Raw genomic sequence first — 5261 nt, 5'->3', positions numbered from 1 at the left:
CGGCGCGGCGCTGCGCTCGCCGCGACGTGCATGGTTCGTGCCGGCGTGGCTGCTGGCCGCCGCCGCACTGTGGGCCGCGCGCGCGCCGCTCGCGCGGCACTTCGAATGGGGCCTGTATCTGGAACACGCGAGCTTCAACGTCGCGATGGCGCTGCTGTTCGGCCGCACGCTCGCGGCAGGCGAGGTGCCGCTGTGCACGCGCTTCGCGACGATGATCCACGGCGCGGTCACGCCGGCCGTCGCGCGCTATACGCGGCAGATCACGCTCGCGTGGACGCTGTTCTTCGTCGCGATCGCCGCCGTGTCGACGCTGCTGTTCGCGACCGCGCCGATCGTCACGTGGTCGACGTTCGCGAACTACCTGTCGCTGCCGCTCGTCGCCGTGATGTTCGCCGCCGAGCATGCCTGCCGGCGCTTCGCGCTGCCGCACGAGCCGCGGCCGCGAATGGTCGACGCGGTGCGCGCGTATCGCGCGACAACCCACGCGTCGCAGGCGTCACGATGAATTCACGGCCGGCGCGGCGCCGCAACGCGGCCGCGCCGGCCTTCGCTCCCGTTTTTACCGATTTATGCCGACTCACCCGCTGGTATTCCATTCGTCGCCGGACCAGACGATCGCCTGGCGCGACGGCGCGCCCGTCACCGTGCGCGCGTTCGTCGCCGACGTCGCGCGCGTGGCCGCCGCGCTGCCCGCCGGCAATCACGTGTTCAACGTGTGCCGCGACCGCTACCGCTTCGCGGTCAGCCTGTGCGCGGCGCTCGTCTCCGGCAGGGTCAGCCTGCTGCCGTCGACGCACACGCCGGAAATGGTCCGCCAGCTCGCGTCGTTCGCGCCCGATGCGTTCTGCCTGCACGACGCGCACGACTGCGCGATCGACCTGCCACGCTTCGCGTATCCCGACGCCGCCCCCGGCGACCTCGCCGACGATGCGCCGTTCGCCGTGCCGCAGATCGATGCGGCGCGGATCATGGCGTACGTGTTCACGTCCGGCTCGACCGGCGCGCCGGTGCCGCACCGCAAGTCCTGGGGCTTCCTGGTCGGCTGCGTGCGCGCGGCGGCCGACCGCCTCGGGCTGCTCGATGGCCGCGCGGCCACGCTGATCGGCACGGTGCCCGCGCAGCACATGTACGGCTTCGAATCGACGGTGCTGCTCGCGCTGATCGGCGGCCTCGCGTTCAGCAACCGCCAGCCGTTCTACCCGGTCGACATTCGCGACGAACTCGACGCGATCCCGCAGCCGCGCGTGCTCGTCACGTCGCCGATCCACCTGCGCGCGCTGCTGTCGGCCGGCCATGCACTGCCGCGCGCGGCGCTCGTGCTGTCGGCCACCGCGCCGCTGTCGGAGAAGCTCGCGTGCGAAGCCGAGGCCGCGCTCGACGCACCGCTCGTCGAGATCTACGGCAGCACCGAGACCGGCCAGATCGCGACCCGCCGCACGTCGCAGGGCGCAGCGTGGCAGCTGTTCCCCGGCATCCAGCTCGACGCGCGCGACGAGCCCGCAAGCGACGGCGCCGGCGACGGCGGCGGGCCGACCGTCTGGGTGTCGGGCGGACACGTCGAGGCACCCGTGCCGATGGGCGATGCGCTCGAACTGCTCGGCGACGGCCGCTTCCTGCTGCACGGCCGCAAGGCCGATCTCGTCAACATCGCCGGCAAGCGCACGTCGCTCGCATACCTGAACCATCAGCTCAACGCGATTCCGGAGGTGGTCGACGGCGTGTTCTTCATGCCCGACGAAACCGCGGCCGCGCACGATGATACGAGCCTCGAACCCGTCACACGCCTCGTCGCGCTCGTCGTCGCGCCGACGCTCGCGGCCACCGATCTGCAGCGCGCGCTGCGCGAGCGGATCGATCCCGCGTTCATGCCGCGCCCGCTCGTGTTCGTCGACGCGCTGCCGCGCAACGAAACGGGCAAACTGCCGCGCGACGTGCTGGCCGCGCTCGTCGCACGACACGCACGCGCCGCGGCCGCACCGCTTCCCTCGCGCGACGCGGCCGGCACGCCCGCACTCGCGTTCACGATTCCCGCCGACCATCCGGCGCTGCCCGGCCACTTCCCCGGTCATCCGGTCGTGCCGGGCGTCGTGCTGCTCGATCACGCGATCCACGCGATCGGCGCGGCGCTGAACCGTCCGCTACACGCGTGGCGGCTCGGTTCCGCGAAATTCCTCAGCCCGGTCGCGCCCGACGAACCGCTCGATCTCGCGTTCGACGCCTCGGCCAGCGGCGCGATCCGCTTCACGCTGCGCGCCGGGTCGCGTGATGTCGCGACCGGCGTGCTGTCCGCGCCGCCGGCCGTGCAGGACGGTGCCCAGCCATGAAGCGCACCGCGTGGGCCGAGCGCCAGGAGCGCAGCAACGCGGGATTGCTGCGCGCGATGACGTGGATCTCGCTGCGCTTCGGCCGGCAGCGCGCGCGCATCGTGCTGCATCTAATCGCGACGTATTTCGTGCTGTTCTCGCCGGTCGCGTGCGCCGCGTCGCGCGACTACCTGCGTCGCCTGCTCGGCCGCCCCGCACGCTGGCGCGACGTGTACCGGCACGTGTTCACGTTCGCGGCGACGATCCACGACCGCATCTATCTGATGAACGGGCGCTTCGACCTGTTCGACATCCGGCTGCACGGCGAAACGCTCGTCGACGATGCGCTCGCGGGCGGACGCGGCGCGTTCCTGATGGGTGCGCACCTCGGCAGCTTCGAGGTCGTGCGCGCGATCGGGCGCACGCACCCGGACCTGCGCGTCGTCGTCACGATGTACGAGAACAATGCGCGCAAGATCAACGCGACGCTCGCCGCGGTGAATCCGGCCGCGACGCCGGAAGTGATTCCGCTCGGGCAGGTCGACTCGATGCTGAAAGTACGCGAGCGCCTCGACGCGAACTGCATGATCGGCATGCTCGCCGACCGCACGCTGCGCGACGACGCGGCCGCGTCGCTGCGGCGGCTGCCGCTGCTCGGCACGCCGGCCGCATTCCCGCTCGGCCCGCTCTACATGGCTGCGATGCTGCGACGCCCGGTGATCTTCATGACGGGCCTCTATCGCGACGGCAATCGCTACGACGTGCACTTCGAAACGCTCGCCGATTTCTCCGACGTGCGGCGCGACGCGCGCGCGGCGGCCGTCGACGCGGCACTCGCGCGCTACGTCGCGCTGCTCGACAAGTACTGCCGAGCAGCGCCGTACAACTGGTTCAACTATTTCGATTTCTGGCAAGTCGGCGACGCTGCGGCCGCGCGCCGCGACGCTGCGTGCGCCGCTGCCGACCTGCCCGCCACGAGGGATTCCGACGCATGACCGCCGTTCGCCGCTTCCTGCTCCCGTTCCCGCTCGCGCTGCACCGCGGCGCCCGCTTGCTCGCCGCAACCGCCGCAGCGATCACGCTGGCCGTGCCCGCGCACGCGGCCGACACGGGTTCGGCCTGGAACCTCGACCGGCTGATGTCGACGCTCGCGCAGCACAAGTCGGGACGCGCAACGTTCACCGAAACGAAGTACCTGTCGATCGCCACGCAGCCGGTCGAATCGTCCGGCGAACTCGTGTTCGTCGCGCCCGATCATCTGGAAAAGCACACGCTGAGCCCGAAGCCCGAACACCTCGTCGTCGACGGCGACATGCTCACCGTCGAGCGCAACAACCGCAAGTACACGCTCGCGCTCGCGCGCTATCCGGAACTCGGCGCGTTCATCGACAGCATCCGTGCGACGCTCGCCGGCAACCGCTTCGCGCTCGAACAGGTGTACAAGGTCGCGCTCGCCGGGCGCGGCGACGACTGGACGCTGACGCTCACGCCGCTCGACTCGCGGATGCTGAAGGTGGTCAGCACGATCACGCTCGACGGCACGCGCGATGTGTTGCGCGGCGTCGCGATCCGGCAGGCCGACGGCGATCATTCCGTGATGCGCCTGCAACCCGTTCCGGCGAATCCGAACTGATGGACGAGCAGCGCATCCGTCCGTCGCCCGTCATGCGCCGCCTGCACGCGTTGCGGCAGCGCGCGGTGCTCGTGTGGCTGCTCGCGCTCGTCGCGTGCGGCGTCGCGATCGGCCGCGCGCACTTCACGGCCGATCTGTCAGCGTTCCTGCCAAACTCGCCGAGCGCCGGGCAGCGCGTGCTCGTCGACCAGTTGCGCGACGGCATCGTGTCGCGGCTGATCCTCGTCGCGATCGACGGCGGCGATGCAAGTACGCGCGCCTCGCTGTCGCGGCGCATCGCCGGCACGCTGCGCACCGATCCGCAGTTCGCGGCGGTGAACAACGGCGAAGCCGCGAACGACGCGCGCGACCGGCAGTTCATCTTCGATCACCGCTACCTGCTGAGCCCGGCGGTCACGCCGCAGCGCTTCAGCGCCGACGGCCTGCATCAGGCGCTCGGCGACAGCCTCGACCTGCTGAGCTCGTCGGCCGGCCTCGTCGCCAAGGCGATGCTGCCGCGCGACCCGACCGGCGAAGTCGCCGCGCTCGTCGACCAGCTCGACAGCGCGGCGCAGCCGGCGAACCGCGACGGCGTGTGGGCGTCGCACGACGGTACGCGCGCGGTGCTCCTCGTGCGGACCGCCGCGGCCGGCTCCGATACCGACGCGCAGGCGCGCGCGATCGACACGGTGCGCCGCGCATTCGCCGCCGCGACGCAGGCCGTGCCGAACGCGGCCGCGACCACGCTCGCGATGACGGGCCCCGGCGTGTTCTCGGTCGACATGCGCGACACGATCCGGCACGACGTCGAGCGGTTGTCGATGGCGAGCGTCGTGTTGATCGTCGCGCTGCTGCTGACGCTGTACCGCTCGCCGCGCACGCTCGCGCTCGGGTTGCTGCCGGTGCTGACGGGCGTCGCGGCCGGGATCGCGGCGGTCGGCGTCGCGTTCGGCACGGTCCACGGGCTGACGCTCGGCTTCGGCACGACGCTGATCGGCGAAGCCGTCGACTATTCGATCTACCTGTTCGTGCAATCGGCACAGACCGGCACGCGCGGCGGCGCGCGCCCGGCCGATGCGACGCGCGCATGGCTCGCCGCGTACTGGCCGACGATCCGGCTCGGCGTGCTGACGTCCGTGTGCGGTTTCGCGTCGATGCTGTTCTCCGGATTCCCGGGCCTCGTGCAGCTCGGGCTGTATTCGATCGCCGGGCTCACGGCCGCCGCGCTCGTCACGCGCTTCGTGCTGCCGCACCTGCACGGCGAGCATGTCGCGATCCGCGACGTGTCGCGCGTCGGCGCCGTGCTCGCGCGCGCGGCCGACGCCGCGCCGCGGCTGCGCTGGCCG

Annotated in this window: 5 protein-coding genes; all 5 read left to right on the top strand. The window is 71.7% G+C overall.

Features of this window, described 5'->3' with window-relative positions:
- Positions 1-505 (top strand): hypothetical protein (locus tag ACPUER_RS35820; RefSeq protein ID WP_425133458.1); only part of this gene is annotated, 505 nt, incomplete at its 5' end.
- A 64-nt stretch (positions 506-569) separates the two neighbouring features.
- The gene (locus ACPUER_RS35815; protein ID WP_425133457.1) at positions 570-2324 is read left to right on the top strand and encodes an acyl-CoA synthetase family protein; all 1755 of its coding nucleotides are present in this window, start codon (positions 570-572) and stop codon (positions 2322-2324) included.
- A complete protein-coding gene (locus tag ACPUER_RS35810; RefSeq protein ID WP_425133456.1) occupies positions 2321-3298 on the top strand; it encodes an acyl-CoA synthetase in 978 nt (325 codons plus the stop codon). The genes ACPUER_RS35815 and ACPUER_RS35810 overlap by 4 nt, the downstream gene beginning before the upstream one ends.
- Positions 3295-3936 (top strand): outer membrane lipoprotein carrier protein LolA, encoded by a 642-nt coding sequence (locus tag ACPUER_RS35805; RefSeq protein ID WP_175962065.1) that lies wholly within the window; start codon positions 3295-3297, stop codon positions 3934-3936. The genes ACPUER_RS35810 and ACPUER_RS35805 overlap by 4 nt, the downstream gene beginning before the upstream one ends.
- The coding region (locus tag ACPUER_RS35800; protein ID WP_425133455.1) for an MMPL family transporter at positions 3936-5261 on the top strand (1326 nt) is incomplete at its 3' end. The genes ACPUER_RS35805 and ACPUER_RS35800, both read left to right, overlap by 1 nt.

The sequence above is a fragment of the Burkholderia sp. DN3021 genome, assembly GCF_049805555.1.
Lineage (GTDB): Bacteria > Pseudomonadota > Gammaproteobacteria > Burkholderiales > Burkholderiaceae > Burkholderia > Burkholderia pyrrocinia_C.
This window is presented reverse-complemented; position numbering and strand designations above follow the sequence as displayed.